Source organism: Enterobacter sp. Sphag1F, assembly GCF_014193275.1.
In the GTDB taxonomy this organism is placed as follows: domain Bacteria; phylum Pseudomonadota; class Gammaproteobacteria; order Enterobacterales; family Enterobacteriaceae; genus Pantoea; species Pantoea symbiotica.
The window spans coordinates 780,141-794,874 of the sequence record NZ_JACHZD010000001.1 but is presented as its reverse complement, the minus strand read 5'-3'; the positions used below and the strand labels follow the sequence as shown (position 1 = coordinate 794,874).

11 protein-coding genes, 1 tRNA gene and 1 riboswitch are annotated in these 14,734 nt (G+C 55.4%); of the genes, 4 read left to right on the top strand and 8 right to left on the bottom strand.

The features are described from left to right. The first annotated feature begins 36 nt into the window (after positions 1-36). On the top strand, positions 37-1,605 hold the full coding sequence (ahpF, locus tag FHW71_RS03575; RefSeq protein WP_179450108.1) for an alkyl hydroperoxide reductase subunit F: 1,569 nt from the start codon (positions 37-39) through the stop codon (positions 1,603-1,605). 72 nt (positions 1,606-1,677) lie between these two features. Here ahpF and FHW71_RS03570 read toward each other — a convergent pair whose 3' ends face one another. The 3 genes from FHW71_RS03570 to FHW71_RS03560 all read right to left on the bottom strand — a co-directional run bounded on the left by FHW71_RS03570 (position 1,678) and on the right by FHW71_RS03560 (position 6,288). Continuing rightward, positions 1,678-1,881, bottom strand: a complete 204-nt coding sequence (locus FHW71_RS03570) for a hypothetical protein (RefSeq protein ID WP_071531650.1) — start codon at positions 1,879-1,881, stop codon at positions 1,678-1,680. 294 nt (positions 1,882-2,175) lie between these two features. Then, complete coding sequence (locus FHW71_RS03565) at positions 2,176-4,839, bottom strand: beta-N-acetylhexosaminidase (RefSeq protein ID WP_179450110.1); 2,664 nt, start codon at positions 4,837-4,839, stop codon at positions 2,176-2,178. A 51-nt stretch (positions 4,840-4,890) separates the two neighbouring features. Beyond that, positions 4,891-6,288 carry an OprD family outer membrane porin gene (locus FHW71_RS03560; RefSeq protein ID WP_179450112.1) on the bottom strand — a complete coding sequence of 466 codons (1,398 nt, stop codon included), beginning with the start codon at positions 6,286-6,288 and terminating at the stop codon, positions 4,891-4,893. A gap of 267 nt (positions 6,289-6,555) precedes the next feature. Next, positions 6,556-6,651: riboswitch (TPP riboswitch) on the top strand. Between the two features lie 33 nt (positions 6,652-6,684). Here FHW71_RS03560 and thiM point away from each other — a divergent pair. The 3 genes from thiM to fbaB all read left to right on the top strand — a co-directional run bounded on the left by thiM (position 6,685) and on the right by fbaB (position 9,467). Beyond that, positions 6,685-7,470 (top strand): hydroxyethylthiazole kinase, encoded by a 786-nt coding sequence (gene thiM, locus FHW71_RS03555; protein WP_179450114.1) that lies wholly within the window; start codon positions 6,685-6,687, stop codon positions 7,468-7,470. Further along, positions 7,467-8,267, top strand: coding sequence for a bifunctional hydroxymethylpyrimidine kinase/phosphomethylpyrimidine kinase (gene thiD, locus FHW71_RS03550; RefSeq protein ID WP_179450116.1), 801 nt, complete (start codon positions 7,467-7,469; stop codon positions 8,265-8,267). The genes thiM and thiD overlap by 4 nt, the downstream gene beginning before the upstream one ends. 147 nt (positions 8,268-8,414) lie before the next feature. Beyond that, positions 8,415-9,467, top strand: coding sequence for a class I fructose-bisphosphate aldolase (gene fbaB, locus FHW71_RS03545; RefSeq protein WP_008104917.1), 1,053 nt, complete (start codon positions 8,415-8,417; stop codon positions 9,465-9,467). Between the two features lie 65 nt (positions 9,468-9,532). Here the strand turns inward: fbaB and FHW71_RS03540 are convergent, their stop codons facing one another. The 5 genes from FHW71_RS03540 to FHW71_RS03520 all read right to left on the bottom strand — a co-directional run bounded on the left by FHW71_RS03540 (position 9,533) and on the right by FHW71_RS03520 (position 14,485). Further along, the gene (locus FHW71_RS03540; protein WP_008104916.1) at positions 9,533-10,219 is read right to left on the bottom strand and encodes a GntR family transcriptional regulator; all 687 of its coding nucleotides are present in this window, start codon (positions 10,217-10,219) and stop codon (positions 9,533-9,535) included. A gap of 98 nt (positions 10,220-10,317) precedes the next feature. Next, entirely contained in the window at positions 10,318-11,778 is a 1,461-nt protein-coding gene (locus tag FHW71_RS03535) for a mannitol dehydrogenase family protein (protein WP_179450118.1), read from the bottom strand. Between the two features lie 44 nt (positions 11,779-11,822). Then, positions 11,823-13,106 (bottom strand): MFS transporter, encoded by a 1,284-nt coding sequence (locus FHW71_RS03530; RefSeq protein ID WP_061717761.1) that lies wholly within the window; start codon positions 13,104-13,106, stop codon positions 11,823-11,825. A gap of 84 nt (positions 13,107-13,190) precedes the next feature. Then, positions 13,191-14,201: a Zn-dependent oxidoreductase gene (locus tag FHW71_RS03525; RefSeq protein WP_179450120.1), complete on the bottom strand. Its 1,011-nt coding sequence runs from the start codon at positions 14,199-14,201 to the stop codon at positions 13,191-13,193. A gap of 208 nt (positions 14,202-14,409) precedes the next feature. Further along, a tRNA-Asn gene (locus tag FHW71_RS03520) sits at positions 14,410-14,485 on the bottom strand. Between the last annotated feature and the right edge of the window lie 249 nt (positions 14,486-14,734).

Genomic DNA, 14,734 nt, shown 5'->3' with positions numbered 1-14,734 from the left:
TGCTACGGCACCCGATTTTCATGACAGGAACTCACTATGCTCGACACCAATTTAAAAACCCAACTCAAGGCTTACCTTGAGAAATTAACGAAACCGGTTGAGTTGATTGCCACATTGGATGATGGCGCCAAATCCGCAGAGATCCGTTCTCTGTTGGCCGATATCGCGGGCTTGTCAGACAAAGTCAGCTTCTGTGAAGAGAACGATCGTCCGGTTCGTAAACCCTCTTTCCTGATCACTAACCCAGGCAGCCAGAGCGGTCCGCGCTTTGCCGGTTCGCCAATGGGCCATGAATTTACTTCACTGGTTTTAGCTTTGCTGCAAACCGGTGGACACCCTTCGAAAGAAGCGCAGAGCCTGCTGGATCAGGTTGTGGCTTTGGAAGGCGACTTCCACTTCGAAACTTATTATTCACTGTCGTGCCACAACTGTCCTGACGTGGTACAGGCGCTGAACCTGATGGCGGTACTGAACCCGCGTATCAGCCATACCGCAATTGACGGCGGTATGTTCCAGAACGAAATCACCGAACGCAACGTGATGGGCGTGCCGGCGGTGTTCCTCAACGGTAAAGAGTTCGGTCAGGGCCGTCTGAGCCTGGCGGAAATCGTCGGTAAAGTGGACACCAACGCAGAGAAGCGTGCGGCAGAAGAGCTGAACAAACGTGATGCCTACGAAGTGCTGATCGTCGGCAGCGGCCCAGCGGGCGCGGCTGCGGCCATCTATTCTGCACGTAAAGGCATCCGTACTGGCCTGATGGGCGAGCGTTTCGGTGGTCAGGTGCTGGACACCGTAGACATCGAAAACTACATCTCCGTACCGAAAACCGAAGGCGCGAAGCTGGCCGGTTCTCTACGTGCTCACGTGGATGATTACGACGTCGATGTGATTGACACCCAGAGCGCCATCAAGCTGATACCAGCGGCGAAAGAGGGCGGTCTGCACGCGATTGAAACCGCATCTGGCGCGGTACTGAAATCACGCAGCATTATCATTGCTACCGGCGCACGCTGGCGCAACATGGGCGTACCGGGCGAAGAGCAGTATCGCACCAAGGGCGTAACCTATTGCCCGCACTGCGACGGTCCGCTGTTTAAAGGCAAACGCACCGCAGTGATCGGCGGCGGTAACTCAGGCGTGGAAGCGGCAATCGATTTGGCCGGTATTGTTGAACACGTGACGCTACTGGAATTTGCCAGTGAAATGCGCGCCGACAAAGTGCTGCAGGACAAACTGCGCAGCCTGAAAAACGTTGATGTGATTCTGAACGCCCAGACCACTGAAGTGAAAGGCGATGGCAGCAAAGTCACCAGCCTGACTTACATCGACCGTAACAACCAGACCAGCCACGAAATCGCGCTGAGCGGCATCTTCGTGCAGATTGGTTTGTTGCCAAACACCACCTTCCTCGAAGGTGCGGTAGAGCGCAACAAGATGGGCGAAATCATCATTGATGCCAAGTGCGAAACCAGCCTGAAAGGCGTATTCGCCGCAGGCGACTGCACCACGGTGCCATATAAGCAGATTATCATCGCCAGCGGTGAAGGCGCGAAAGCCTCACTCAGCGCCTTTGATTATCTGATTCGCACCAAACCGGCTGAATAAGTTTTGCGATAGCCACGCAATAGCCCCGCAACCTGTGTTGCGGGGCTTTTTTTATTTCAAAACAACCAATGATTACCCTATCCAGCGAATGGCTTGTGCATCGCTAATATCGCGGTAATAGATTTTATGCAGCCGTTCGCCGCAACCTTTACATTGAGCTTCAACATGGGTTGAGAAATAGGCTCGTCCGGTGGGGGAAGTAGCGCCTTTACGGGAAATACGGATGTTGTGCCATTTGTGTGCATGCGGAATAAAGCTGAAGAATTTTAATTTCATTATCGCTACCGGATTTGGGGGGCGGTGTCGGTCTTCAAGTCCGGGATGCAATTAGGCCGATTTTCTCCTGATGCGAGATTGATATTTATCAAGCTGAAACGAGGTCTGTCTCAAATTTACGATTTAAATGCTGGTGATAAAGAGAAATAAGAGGGGTGGAGAATATTGTTTTTATAAAAATTGATTTAGCCGATATAAAAGCGATTCTCCATCACTTTATGTTTTTAATAAAAGACGGTCTTGATCATTATTTTGGTTAGTTTGCCCCTTGCATGTTAGCAAGGGGCATTGATTTTACAACGTTTCAGCGCGGCTGAAACGTTTGCCATCAGGACTCACGCTACGCACCCAAACTTTATCGTCGGTGGTAATGGTCGGTTTGGCATGTGGCAGATAACGTTGCCAGTTTTTACCGTTATCCACGCTGTACTCCAGCGGCAGTCCTGGTAGCGCAATGTTCATGGTCAGCGTGCCATTCTCCACGCGCGCGCCCGGTACCGGCAGACGATAGTGAATACCGGCTTTATCCATCTTGCCTAACTCACGCTGGCCTAACAGGTTGGCGAAACGCTGCCAGTCCTGATTGCGCTGCTGCTGGTTAACGAAGTGGGTTTCGCCACCTTTAAAGGTGCGGCCTTGCTGATAATCCAGCTCCCACTCCGCGCGATGCCAACCGCGTTCGGCCACCGACAACAGGCGAGGGAATACCATGTAATCCATCTGCTGATCGGTACGCGTGGTTTCACTCCACAGCTGCACCGAAATGCCGTAAGCGCCTGACCACGGCTTATTCGAGGTGGCATCAAAGGTTTTGCCGTCGCGATCAACCGAGGTTTCCGCGTTCTGCGGCAGGTTGTCTGGCGCGAAGCCAAACATCTTGCGCTCATCGCTGAAGCGTGTGCCCCAGTAATAGCCGCGCTCGTTAGGATTCACTTCATACGGGAAGTCCATGTAGACGTAATCCGGATTCGAGATCACCACTTCGTAATCTTTCAGCGTCCAGTCGTTGGCGGTGTCAAAGCCGCCCCAATAGAGCGTGTCCCAGAAATTAACGCGTACGCGCGAAGTGGCGAAGGCGTGTGCGTCAGCTGCATCTTTCAGCCCATCTTGCCAGGCCTGCATCACCGGAATGCCGTGGGCTTTCACCATTTTGCTCACTTCCAGCGCGAAGTGGCTTGGTAAATGCTCCAGATCTTCCACCTTGCCGGACTTCACCACCGCCTGGCAGACCTGAGATTTTGCCCAGGGTTTGTCTTCTTTGCTTTGGTCTAAAATGCCCGTTCCCGCTTTCGGGTTCTTAACATCGCTGTAGCCGGTTCCGAGGCGGATATTTTTCGCTTCATCACCGCCAAAGTGCCAGGTGGTCAACGGTTGGCCCGCTTCACGGTGCATCGCCTGCACTTCACCAATCACTTTATCGACAAAGCGCTTAGAGGAATCGAGGCAGGGATTGAGATAGCTGGTGCGGTCGTACAACTGTACGGAACGTGTATTCGAGGTATCGGTTGGATCCACCAGACGATATTCACTAGCCTGCTGCGGTTTACCCGCTTTCATGTACTGCTGATAACGCGCTTCCATCGAGATCACCGCAGCGCGTGCGTGCGCGGGCATATCGATTTCCGGAATGACTTCAATGTTGCGCGCCTGAGCGTATTTGACGATCTCAATATAATCGGCGCGGCTGAAATGCCCGGTTCCGTTGTTATCCGTGAACGGACCAGAACCCAATTGCGGCAGCAGACATTGTTGCTCGGTGAGATCGTGACAACGCTTACTGCCCACGTCGGTCAACTCTGGCAGACCGGGAATTTCAATGCGCCAGGCTTCGTCATCGGTCAGGTGGAAGTGGAATTTATTCATCTTCCAGGCCGCCATTTGATCGAGCATGCGCAGCACCGCTTGCTTGCTGTGGAAGTTACGCGCCACATCAAGGAAGGCACCGCGATAGGCAAAGCGCGGGGCATCTTTCGCCTCGAGCGTGGCGATAATCGGTTTACCTTCAGCGGGTACCAGCGAGAGTAACGACATCAAGCCGTAATAGACGCCCGCCTGGTCGTAACCAATGATATCGGTGCCGCGTGGCGTGATGCGCAGTTCATAAGCACCAGAAACCGCATCTGCGCCACGGAAATGATTAACGGCGATACGAGTATGAACGGCATAACCCGCTGACTGCTGTTTGAGCCCCATCAAATCGAAACGCTGCTTAACCGCATCCGCTTGATTGCTTGCCAGCACTTCAAGATGCAAGGCGACGCCACGGCTCAGATCGACATCGGCAGCATGAACTTTCACCGTGCGCGGCGTTGGGGTGATTTGTCCGCGCAACGCGCTAGCAGGCAGTTGCGCCACATCGGCATTCTTGGTGAAGCGACTTTGCGGCAGCATCAGCACGTTTTTATCGTCGGCGATGCGCTTCCATTGGTCGCCAAATGGCTTAACGAAGTCCCTGAGGTTTTCGGTATCGGTGCTGGTGATGATTTTTGGCGAGGCATTGGCGGCGGTGACGTACCAGCGCGGCATCACGTCAGTGATAAACAGCTGCCAGTATTCATTGACGATCGGAATCTCAATCGACTCGCCAGCCGCGATGCCTTTGAATTTTTCCGTGGGTTCCAGTCGGGTAAGATCGCCGACGATGTGCGTCATTTTGAACTGATCGTTATCGACCCGCAGCGTTTCGTGCACATTGCTCATGTAGATCGCCCAGTTTTTGCTGGTGAGCGCCGGGCCGTTGTTGGTCAGTGTAATGGTGGCGGTATTGCAGGATGCCCAATCGGCGCCGAGTTTCGCGCAGTTCACGCCGTGATCGGCAGCCTGGTTGTCAGTGACCTGATACTGCACGCCGAACTGGCTGATTTGGTCGACGACCTGCTGATTACTGCGCGGGGATGAACTGCAGGCGGCAAGGCCCATCACGCTCAGCGCCAGTAAACTAATTTTTAGATTTTTCATACTGTTATCCTTTTCCACAGAGGTAAGTCTCTGGCTCCTGCCAGATCGGGGTCAAAACAGGGTGAATGGCGCGACGACCATAAATTTGATGTCTTTTTCGTCCTGGAAGATGTTGCCGTAACCGCCGCTGTAGCTGGGAAGATCGCTGTGATTGTCGTAGCGGGTGTAATGCAGTTTGAATTGCGTGTCTTTGGCGCGGCCTTGCTGGATGGTGTAAACCAGGTCCATGCTCCACGCCGACTCTTTCAGGCGCTGGTTTTGGTCGTAAATCGGATTGGTGGAAGGCTTCGCGTCCCAGCCATAGGCGTATGAAGTGCCGACTTGCCAGCCGGGCAATTGCCAGTGCCCAAGATCGACCATCACACCGGCGAACAACGCTTTCTCACCGTTGGCGTTCCAGTCAGAGCGGGAATCCCACCACACATCCATGCGGCCATTCGAGCTGGCATAGGACGGCGTCATACGCTGCAGGAAGAAGCCCTGATTACCTTCGGCTTTTACCCATGTGCCTTCAAGGCGGAAATCGAACGCGCCAAGCGTGTAGCCGAACGTCAGCGCCTGCAGCCAGGCGAGGCCATCGTAAACATCGTTGACCTGGCCCACGCCGCTGTTGTCACGATCCTTCGCGCCGTAAAACTGATAGCTGGTACGCAATGGCGCATCGGCCAGCGGCAACTGATAAGAGGCTTTGGCAAAATACTGATCCATGTAATTCGCCGCCTGGCCATATGCGCCTTCCAGCACCAGCGAGTTTTTGAAATCGTATTTGGCACCAAAGGATTGCAGCCACGGAATCTCGGTTAGGCCATCGGCTTTGCGGAAGTTGTACATGTCGCGATACCACGGCGCTTTGTATTCGTCCGTCCACATCCAGGAGACGGAAAGGGCGCCCGCATCGCTGAAATCGAAGAGGGTTCCCGCTTCAACGCCGCGATAGGTGCCGGGCAGGAAACTCCAGTGCGGTGCCAGCAGCGTCTGTCCGCTGGGTTGCAGATAGCCGGCGCGCAGCCAGTTATCCTGCCATTTTGCCTTGATCGCCGCTTTATAAAGACTTAAGCCGCTCTTATCACCGCTCCAGTCCTCATCCCAGCGCGTACGGGCGTTGCTGAAACCAATTTCATTCGGTGCTGCCGGGCCGCCATTGCTTAACTCCACTGCGCCAAATGCCGCCAGATCGAGGCCAATCACATCACCGGCATAACCGGATGAGAAGTCAAGATTGGCGTTTGCAGAGGCGTGATGCAGATTGGCATCGTACTGACCATACGCGCCTTTTTGCGGATCCATCTCTTTGCGATCTCGCTGGCGTTGCCAGTAAAACAGGTTGCCAGTGAGCGATGAGTCTTCGACAAAACCCGTGGCGTGGGCGGAGGGAACCGGCACAAAAGTACCGGCAAACAGGGCAGAGATAATGGCCGCAGAGAGCGGCGCGCGTGGAATCCGACGCATAGCAAATCCTCCGTGATGCTTCCATGAACAATTAATAAATCCGTACTGTTTCGTCATGAAACAAGTTGCGGGGATGCTATTTTTCGCGACGCGAATTATCAATGGGATTTATTACAAAGTATGACATGGCACGCAAAAAGAAGGGTTTTTAAGGACTTTAATCAATCAGTTAGATGAACCTGTAAAATGTAACTTTGCGAGCAAGATCCACAGGTAAAGCGGCGATAGCTTGCTTTAATCTGGCTTGTTCCCTATGCTCGCCAACGTAGTTTTGACTCGGGGTGCCCCTCTAATACAGGGCTGAGATACACCCGCCGACCTGATCTGGATAATGCCAGCGTAGGGAAGTCAGATGCCTGACCGCATTCGCCTTCTTGATCGCCGGTTGGGAGCTTTATGAAACAGCCTGACCTTCTTTCCCCCGCGCAACTCGCGCACTCTTTGCAACTGCTGCGTCAGCAAGCGCCGCTGGTGCACTGCATGACCAATGACGTGGTGCAAACCTTTACCGCCAACGTGCTGCTGGCACTGCAAGCTTCGCCTGCGATGGTGATCGATCCCGAGGAAGCGGCGCAGTTTGCCGGTTTTGCCGATGCGTTGTTGATCAACGTAGGCACCTTAACCTGCGATCGTCGTGATGCGATGCTGGCGGCGGTGCAAGCAGCGCAAGCGGCAGGCACGCCGTGGACGCTGGATCCGGTGGCGGTCGGCGCATTAAGCCTGCGCACCGCCTTCTGCCAGCAGTTGCTGAGCCTGCAACCGGCAGCGATTCGCGGTAACGCCTCAGAAATTCTCGCCCTGGCGCATCAGGCCACCGGCGGACGCGGTGTTGACAGCCTGCATCAGGCCGATGCTGCGCTGAGCGCCGCCCAGCAACTGGCGCGTGATTATCACACCGTTGTGGCAGTGACCGGTGAAGTCGATTACGTCACCGATGGCTTGCAAACCTTGGCAATTCCCGGCGGTAGCCCGCTGATGACGCGCGTGGTTGGTACAGGTTGCGCGTTGTCGGCGGTGGCTGCAGCCTTCACCAGCTTGCCAGGCGATCGCCTGCAACATGTGGCTGCGGCTTGCCGCGTGATGTCGTTGGCCGGTGAGCTGACAGCACGTCAGGTTGCCGGACCGGGCAGCTTTGTTGCTGCCTTCCTCGATACGCTGTGGACGCTGGAGGTGAGGGCATGAAACGCATCAACGCCTTGACCATTGCGGGTACCGATCCGAGCGGCGGCGCGGGTATTCAGGCCGATCTCAAAGCCTTCTCCGCATTGGGCGCTTATGGCACCAGCGTTATTACCGCGCTGGTGGCGCAAAACACCTGTGGTGTGCAGTCGGTCTATCGCATAGAACCTGATTTTGTCGGCGCACAGCTCGATTCGGTGCTGGATGATGTGCGCATTGATGCCGCGAAGATTGGCATGTTGTCCCAAACCGCGATTGTCGAGGTGGTCGCAGAGCGGCTGAAACGGGCCAGCCTGCCGTTTGTGGTGCTGGATACGGTGATGATTGCCAAAAGCGGCGATGCGCTGCTGTCGCCAGATGCCGTAGCCAGCGTGCGCGAATTGCTGCTGCCGCAGGTGTCGCTGATCACGCCGAACCTGCCGGAAGCTGCGGCGCTGCTGGGACGCGCGATGGCGCAGGATGAGAAGACCATGTTGCAGCAGGGCGATGCGCTGCTCGATCTCGGCTGTGAAGCGGTGCTGATGAAGGGTGGGCATCTCAGCGATGCCGAAAGTCCGGATTGGCTGATTACGCGCGACGGACGCCAGCGCTTTACCGCGCCGCGTGTTAACACACGCCACACACACGGCACCGGCTGCTCGCTCTCCGCCGCGCTGGCGGCGTTGCGTCCGCGTCATGATGATTGGGCTGCAACGGTGGCCGAAGCCAAGGCGTGGCTACAACAGGCGCTGTTGCACGCCGATTCGCTGGAGGTCGGTAAAGGCATTGGGCCGGTGCACCATTTCCATCAATGGTGGTAGGGCGTAACGCCAGATTGCCGCTTTTTCACTGCGCATCCGTCTGAAAAATGGAGTCAGCAATTTGCCAGCGTGGCGCTTTCCGGTCCAGGCTGTTGGGGGCGAATCGGCATCGGCCGGTTCCAATCCAGCCATTTATCAGGAGCGAACATGACGGACATCGTACAGTTATTGGGCAAAGAGGCGGACAGCCTTCTTCAACATCGCTGCATGACCATTCCAGCGGATAGCCTCTATTTACCAGGCGCGGATTATGTTGATCGCGTGATGATCGACAACAATCGTTCTCCCACCGTACTGCGCAACATGCAAACGCTGTACAACACCGGACGTTTAGCCGGCACCGGCTATTTGTCGATTTTGCCGGTCGATCAGGGCGTTGAGCACTCGGCGGGCGCCTCTTTTGCTGCGAACCCGGCTTATTTCGATCCGAAAAACATCGTTGAGCTGGCGATTGAAGCCGGCTGTAACTGCGTGGCATCGACCTACGGCGTGTTGGCCTCTGTTTCTCGTCGCTACGCGCACCGCATTCCGTTTATGGTGAAGCTTAACCACAACGAAACCCTGAGCTATCCGACGCAATACGATCAGACGCTGTACGCCAGCGTTGAGCAGGCCTTTAATCTCGGCGCGGTGGCGGTTGGCGCCACCATCTACTTTGGCTCCGAGCAATCGCGTCGTCAGATTGAAGAGATCTCGGCGGCCTTTGAACGCGCGCACGAGTTGGGAATGGTGACGGTGCTGTGGGCCTATCTGCGTAATGATGCGTTCAAGAAAGACGGCGTCGATTATCACGCCAGCGCCGATTTAACCGGCCAGGCCAACCATCTGGCGGCGACTATCGGCGCGGATATTGTGAAGCAGAAGATGGCGGAGAATAACGGCGGCTATAACGCGGTGAAGTTTGGTCACACCGATGAGCGCGTCTACAGCAAGCTGACCAGCGAGAACCCGATTGATTTGGTGCGTTACCAACTGGCGAACTGCTATATGGGCCGCGCGGGATTGATCAACTCTGGCGGCGCTTCTGCCGGGGAAACGGATATCGCGGAGTCAGTGCGTACGGCGGTGATCAACAAGCGTGCTGGCGGCATGGGATTGATTCTGGGGCGCAAGGCGTTTAAGAAGACGCTGAAAGAGGGCGTGCAGCTGATTAATGCGGTGCAGGATGTTTATCTGTCAAAAGATGTGACCATAGCCTAAATGTAAAAAGGTCAGCATAAATGCTGACCTTACGTAGGGTCGCCATTCATGGCGACCTCTTCAAATCACGGCGCTTCAAACCACTCACTATTACGCTCGGCAATCGGCGTAATGGTCAAAATCATCTCCTGCAGATGACGGCGCATCGCGCTCTCAGCGGCTTCAACATCATGCGCTTTCAACGCGTTATAAATATCTTCATGCTGCTGAATCAAACGCTCCGGCGGCGACACTTCGCTTAAGGTCAGAAAACGCACGCGGTCCATGGTGGCTTTAATGTTCTCTACCGTTTCCCACGCCAGCAGGCAGTTAATCCCTTCCGCAATCAGGCGGTGAAACTCATCATCCAGCCCTAAGAAGGCCTGGCTGTCATGACGTTCAGCGGCGAGACGCTGCAGCTGCAGGTTATGCTCCAGCGCCATCAATCCGTTGGCACCAATCTCCTGCGCGGCGCGGCGTACCACGGCAATCTCTACCGCTTCACGGATAAAGCGGCCGTCGGCCACGCGCTGGGCAGAGATTTTGCGTACGAAGGTGCCGCGCTGCGGTAACACCTGCACCAATCCGGCTTCCGCCAGCTTGATGAAAGCTTCACGTACCGGCTGACGCGATACGTTAAAACGCGCCGACACTTCCTTCTCCGACAGCAGCGAGCCCGGATGAATAACGCAGGTCACAATATCTTTGCGCAGATAACGATAGATCTGCTGATTTACCGGTTCGCTGGTGGTTATGGTATAGGCAGTCGACATGCAGCAATATCCGTATTACGGCTGGCATCTGCCAGCCCGTTAAGAAAGGTTCAGTCTAATCAGCACGCTGCGTCTGCGCTACACATTTGTGCAGGCGCTTAGCCTTGTGTGACGAGGCTTTGCACCGTGGCGCGCGCGCCCTGTTGCACTAGTTGCAGATAGAGTTCGGTCACGCGTGAGACGAAGACTGGCTGCTGCTGCAAATCGTCGCCAAACACGGCGTTTAGGCCGAGCAACGCTTTAACACGTGGTGCACCGTCCTCACTGTTGGCCACAATGTTCGCCAGCTGATCTTTCAGCGGATCGCGAATCTCAATCGCCTGGCCTTGCTCATCCACGCCGCTGACGTAGCGCATCCAGCCCGCCACACCCAGCAACACGAAGTCGCATGAAGTGCCGTTGCGCAGATGCCAGCGTGCGCTATCCAGCAGACGCTGCGGCAGCTTTTGCGTGCCATCGGTGGCGATTTGATAGGTGCGATGCTTGATGGCGCGATTCTCGTAACGCGCAATCAGGGAATCGGCATAGGCTTCGAGATCGACGCCCTGCGTGCGCAGCGTTGGCGCCTGATCCTGCAACATCAATGCACGCGCCGCCGCACGATAGCTGGCATCGGCCATGCAATCGCTGATGTGCTCATAACCGGCGAGAAAACCGAGATAGGCGAGGAACGAGTGGCTACCGTTGAGCATGCGCAGCTTCATCTCTTCGAACGGCAGCACGTCACTGACCAGCTCCGCACCGGCGTTTTCCCACGCCGGACGTCCGTTAACAAAGTTGTCTTCGATAACCCACTGGAAAAACGGCTCGGCTTCTACCGCAACCGGATCGCGGCTGCCTAAACGTTCGGCCAGCGCGTCGAATGCCGCATCGGTCATTGCCGGGACGATGCGATCAACCATGGTTGAAGGGAAGGTGATGTGCGTCTGGATATAATCCGCCAGTTCAGCGCTGTGGCGCTCGGCCAACTGAGTAATCACGTTACGCGTGACATGGCCGTTTTCCGGCATGTTGTCGCACGACATCACGCTAAACGGCGGCAGATGGCGTTCGCGGCGACGGATAATGGCCGCCAGAATCAAGCCGGGCAGTGAGCTTGGCTCAGTAGGATTCGCGAGGTCGTGCACAATATCGGGATGATCGGGATTGAGCTTGCCGCTCGAGGGCATATAGCAATAGCCTTTCTCGGTCACGGTCATCGAGACAATCGCCACATCCGGCTGGCTCATCGCCTCAATCACCGAATCAATGCCGTCGCCTTTGCCATGCAGCGCTTGCGTTACCACGCCAATCACGCGCGTGTGTAAACTCTCATCGGCCATTTCGGTCAGCGTATAGAGCAGATCCTGCTGACGCAGCGCCTGAATCAGCGTGCCGCTGTTGAGATTCACTTCGCAGTAACCCCAATCGCTGCCTTGTGCAGCCAGCTTATCGGTTGCCAGCGCCTGATGCGCACGATGGAAGGCACCAAAGCCGATGTGCACCATGCGGGTTTTGAGTTGGCTGCGATCGTAAGCGGGACGTTGGACATCAGCGGGGAGGCGTTCAAGCTCTAACATAATCATTCCTTTTGGCAAATGGGGCGCTCAGCGCCCCATGAGATTTACACTGAAACCGGTTTATTGTTGGCCTTGGGTTCGCGAATTACCAGCAGCACCAGCAGCGCACCGACGCCAGCAACCGCACCCGCGAGGATGAAGGCGCTGTCAAACTTACCCGAGTGCTGCACGATGAAGCCAGTTACCACCGGGCCGATTACGCCTGACAGGCTACCAATCAGATGGATAAAGCCACTGATGCTGCCGACACGGCTTTTATGCACCACATCCTGCACAATCGCCCAGTAAATCGCGCCGGTGATGTAGAGGAAGAAGATGGAGATCGACATCATGATCACCGCCGAGTTGACCTCTTTTATCGTACCTGCCAGCGCCACGCAAATCGCAGCGGCGGTAAGTGAAACCACCAGCACAATTTTTCGTGAAAGCAGCAGCTTGCCGGTGATATTGAAAATCTTATCGGAGATCCAGCCACCCAACGCCAGGCCAACGAAGCCAACAATCCACGGAATCATGGTGGTGATGCTCATCGCTTTGATGTCGAGGCCGTGCGCCTGCACCAGATACGCCGGGAACCAGCTCAGGAAGAAGAACAGAATGTAGTTGTAGCAGAAGAAGGCAAAGGCGGTGACCAGAATGATCGGCTGGCGCAGATAGAAGCCCAAACCGTGCGCGTTGCCGCTTGGATCGATGACGTCAGCCGGTTCTTCGGCTTTTAGTTTTTCCACCAAGGCACGCTCTTCCTCTGATACGCGCTTACTTTTCGCCGGGTTATCGGATGCGAAGAAGAACCACAGCGCCAGCCAGACAAAACCAATCGCGGCGATCACCACAAACGCCGGACGCCAGCCGAACGACAGCGCCAGATAACCCACAATCGGACCGGCAACCGCGCCACCCAGCGGTGAACCCGAGCTGAGTAAGCCCATCGCAGTGGCGGCCTGTTTTTTCGGGAACCAGCCGTTAATGGCTTTGTTCGCCGACGCCGAGATGGGGCCTTCCGCCATGCCAAACAACACGCGCAGAATCATCATAGACCAGAAGCCGGTCGCCATCGCGGTCAGGCCGCAGAACAGCGACCACATGCCAACGGCGGTGCCGAGCACGATGGTCGGGCCGAATTTATCGGTCGCTAAGCCACCGATGAAGTTGAATAGGGCATAACCGAAGAAGAAGCTACCGAAAATCATGCCGAACTGTTCGGCGTTGATCATCAGGTCTTTTTCCACCAGCGGTACGGTCAGAGAGAGGGCGATACGATCAAGGTAATTGATCATAAACACCAGGAACAACAGCAGTACGAGGGTCCAGCGCAGGTTCTTAAACATAGAAACTCCGTCATCGTCATTTTTTATAGTAATAATGCCGGCGGGTAAGGGACCGGCATGGGGACACCTGGTGTGCGGGTTAACTTAACCCATTTGTAGGATCACTTTGCAGCAGGTGCGGGGATCTTTTTCGAACAGCGTCATGGCTTGCTCAACCTCGGCCAGCGGGAAATAGTGCGTTACCAGTTTCTCCGGCTGGATCTGGCCTTGCTCAATCCACTCAATCACCTGTGGGAAGCGATTGCTGTTGAGACGCGAGGTGAACAGCGACAGCTCTTTACTGGTGAGACTTTGCTGCGTAATGCTGCACGGCTCGCCAGAAAAGCCCAGCAGGCCAATACGCGCCGCCGGTGAGGCGAGGGCGGCGGCTTCGGCCAGAATCGAAGGATGGCAGGCGGCATCAATAATCAGCGTCGGCTGCACGCCTTCCAGCTGCGCGGCGAGCGGAATCTCGCTGTTGTTGAACACCTGATCGGCACCGTTTTCCTGCGCCAGCGTCAGACGTTCTGGCAGACGATCAACCACCAATACCTGTTCAACGCCATACACGCCTTTCAGCACCTGAATGGCGGTGAGGCCCATGGGACCAGCACCGTAAATCAGTGCTACATCGTTTGGCTGTGGTTTGAGGAAGGCGGTGATATTGGCCGCGATGGTGAAAGGTTCGACCATGCTGGCGAGTTTGTCGGGAATGCTATCCGGCAGGCGGAAGGCGTTTTTAGCCGGTGCGACGGCATATTCGCTAAAGCCACCGTCGCGGTGCACGCCAATCACCTGCAACTCTTTGCAGACGTTTGGGCGACCAATGGAGCAGGGATAGCAGTTGCCGCAACTAACCACCGGATCGACCGCTACGCGTTCGCCAATGCGGCTGGCGGCAACGTCAGCGCCGACCGCATCGATCAGGCCAAAAAATTCGTGACCAATGACGCGCGGATATTTGGCGAAAGGATTGTGACCGTGCCAGATGTGCACATCGGAACCGCAGATGCTGGCAAATTGCACCTTCACGCGTACTTCACCTGCTGCGGGTTGCGGCAGCGGACGCTCAGCCAATACCAATTCACCCGGTTGCTCTATCACTACACTTTTCATCATCTACTCCAACGGGAATGCAATGATGAAAAAATACGCGCACTAATACTACCATACAAGTCGGCGTTACAGAGTTGTGAACAGAATCACAGAGGAACAGTCACGTAGGGTCGCCATTCATGGCGACCAGGGAATTGCGGTCACCCTAAATGGCGAACCTACAAAGACAAAAACCCGCTCAGGTTTCCCTGAGCGGGTTTTTTAAATTTGGCTCCTCTGACTGGACTCGAACCAGTGACATACGGATTAACAGTCCGCCGTTCTACCGACTGAACTACAGAGGAATCGTTTGAACGGGGCGCATATTATCGAGCGGACCTCGCCTTGTCAAAACTCTTTTTCACAATTCGTTCTGACTGCTGAATAAAGCGTCAATTGCACGCTATGAGCGAACTCAGCGCGGCAAAATCATGGCTGACAGAATCTGTTTTGTGACGATGATCACTAACTCTATGCAAAATTACATTCTGATTTGTCGATTTTGTCAGATACCTCGCATGCATGATCACAGATATTTCATTTCACCGTTGTCG

Bases quoted from the DNA above. Each gene is read 5' to 3' on its own strand.
- FHW71_RS03570 (WP_071531650.1), bottom strand. From the start codon at position 1,881: ATGAAATTAAAATTCTTCAGCTTTATTCCGCATGCACACAAATGGCAC.
- ahpF (WP_179450108.1), top strand. From the start codon at position 37: ATGCTCGACACCAATTTAAAAACCCAACTCAAGGCTTACCTTGAGAAA.
- FHW71_RS03525 (WP_179450120.1), bottom strand. From the start codon at position 14,201: ATGAAAAGTGTAGTGATAGAGCAACCGGGTGAATTGGTATTGGCTGAG.
- thiM (WP_179450114.1), top strand. From the start codon at position 6,685: ATGAAACAGCCTGACCTTCTTTCCCCCGCGCAACTCGCGCACTCTTTG.
- FHW71_RS03530 (WP_061717761.1), bottom strand. From the start codon at position 13,106: ATGTTTAAGAACCTGCGCTGGACCCTCGTACTGCTGTTGTTCCTGGTG.
- fbaB (WP_008104917.1), top strand. From the start codon at position 8,415: ATGACGGACATCGTACAGTTATTGGGCAAAGAGGCGGACAGCCTTCTT.
- FHW71_RS03565 (WP_179450110.1), bottom strand. From the start codon at position 4,839: ATGAAAAATCTAAAAATTAGTTTACTGGCGCTGAGCGTGATGGGCCTT.
- FHW71_RS03560 (WP_179450112.1), bottom strand. From the start codon at position 6,288: ATGCGTCGGATTCCACGCGCGCCGCTCTCTGCGGCCATTATCTCTGCC.
- thiD (WP_179450116.1), top strand. From the start codon at position 7,467: ATGAAACGCATCAACGCCTTGACCATTGCGGGTACCGATCCGAGCGGC.
- FHW71_RS03540 (WP_008104916.1), bottom strand. From the start codon at position 10,219: ATGTCGACTGCCTATACCATAACCACCAGCGAACCGGTAAATCAGCAG.
- FHW71_RS03535 (WP_179450118.1), bottom strand. From the start codon at position 11,778: ATGTTAGAGCTTGAACGCCTCCCCGCTGATGTCCAACGTCCCGCTTAC.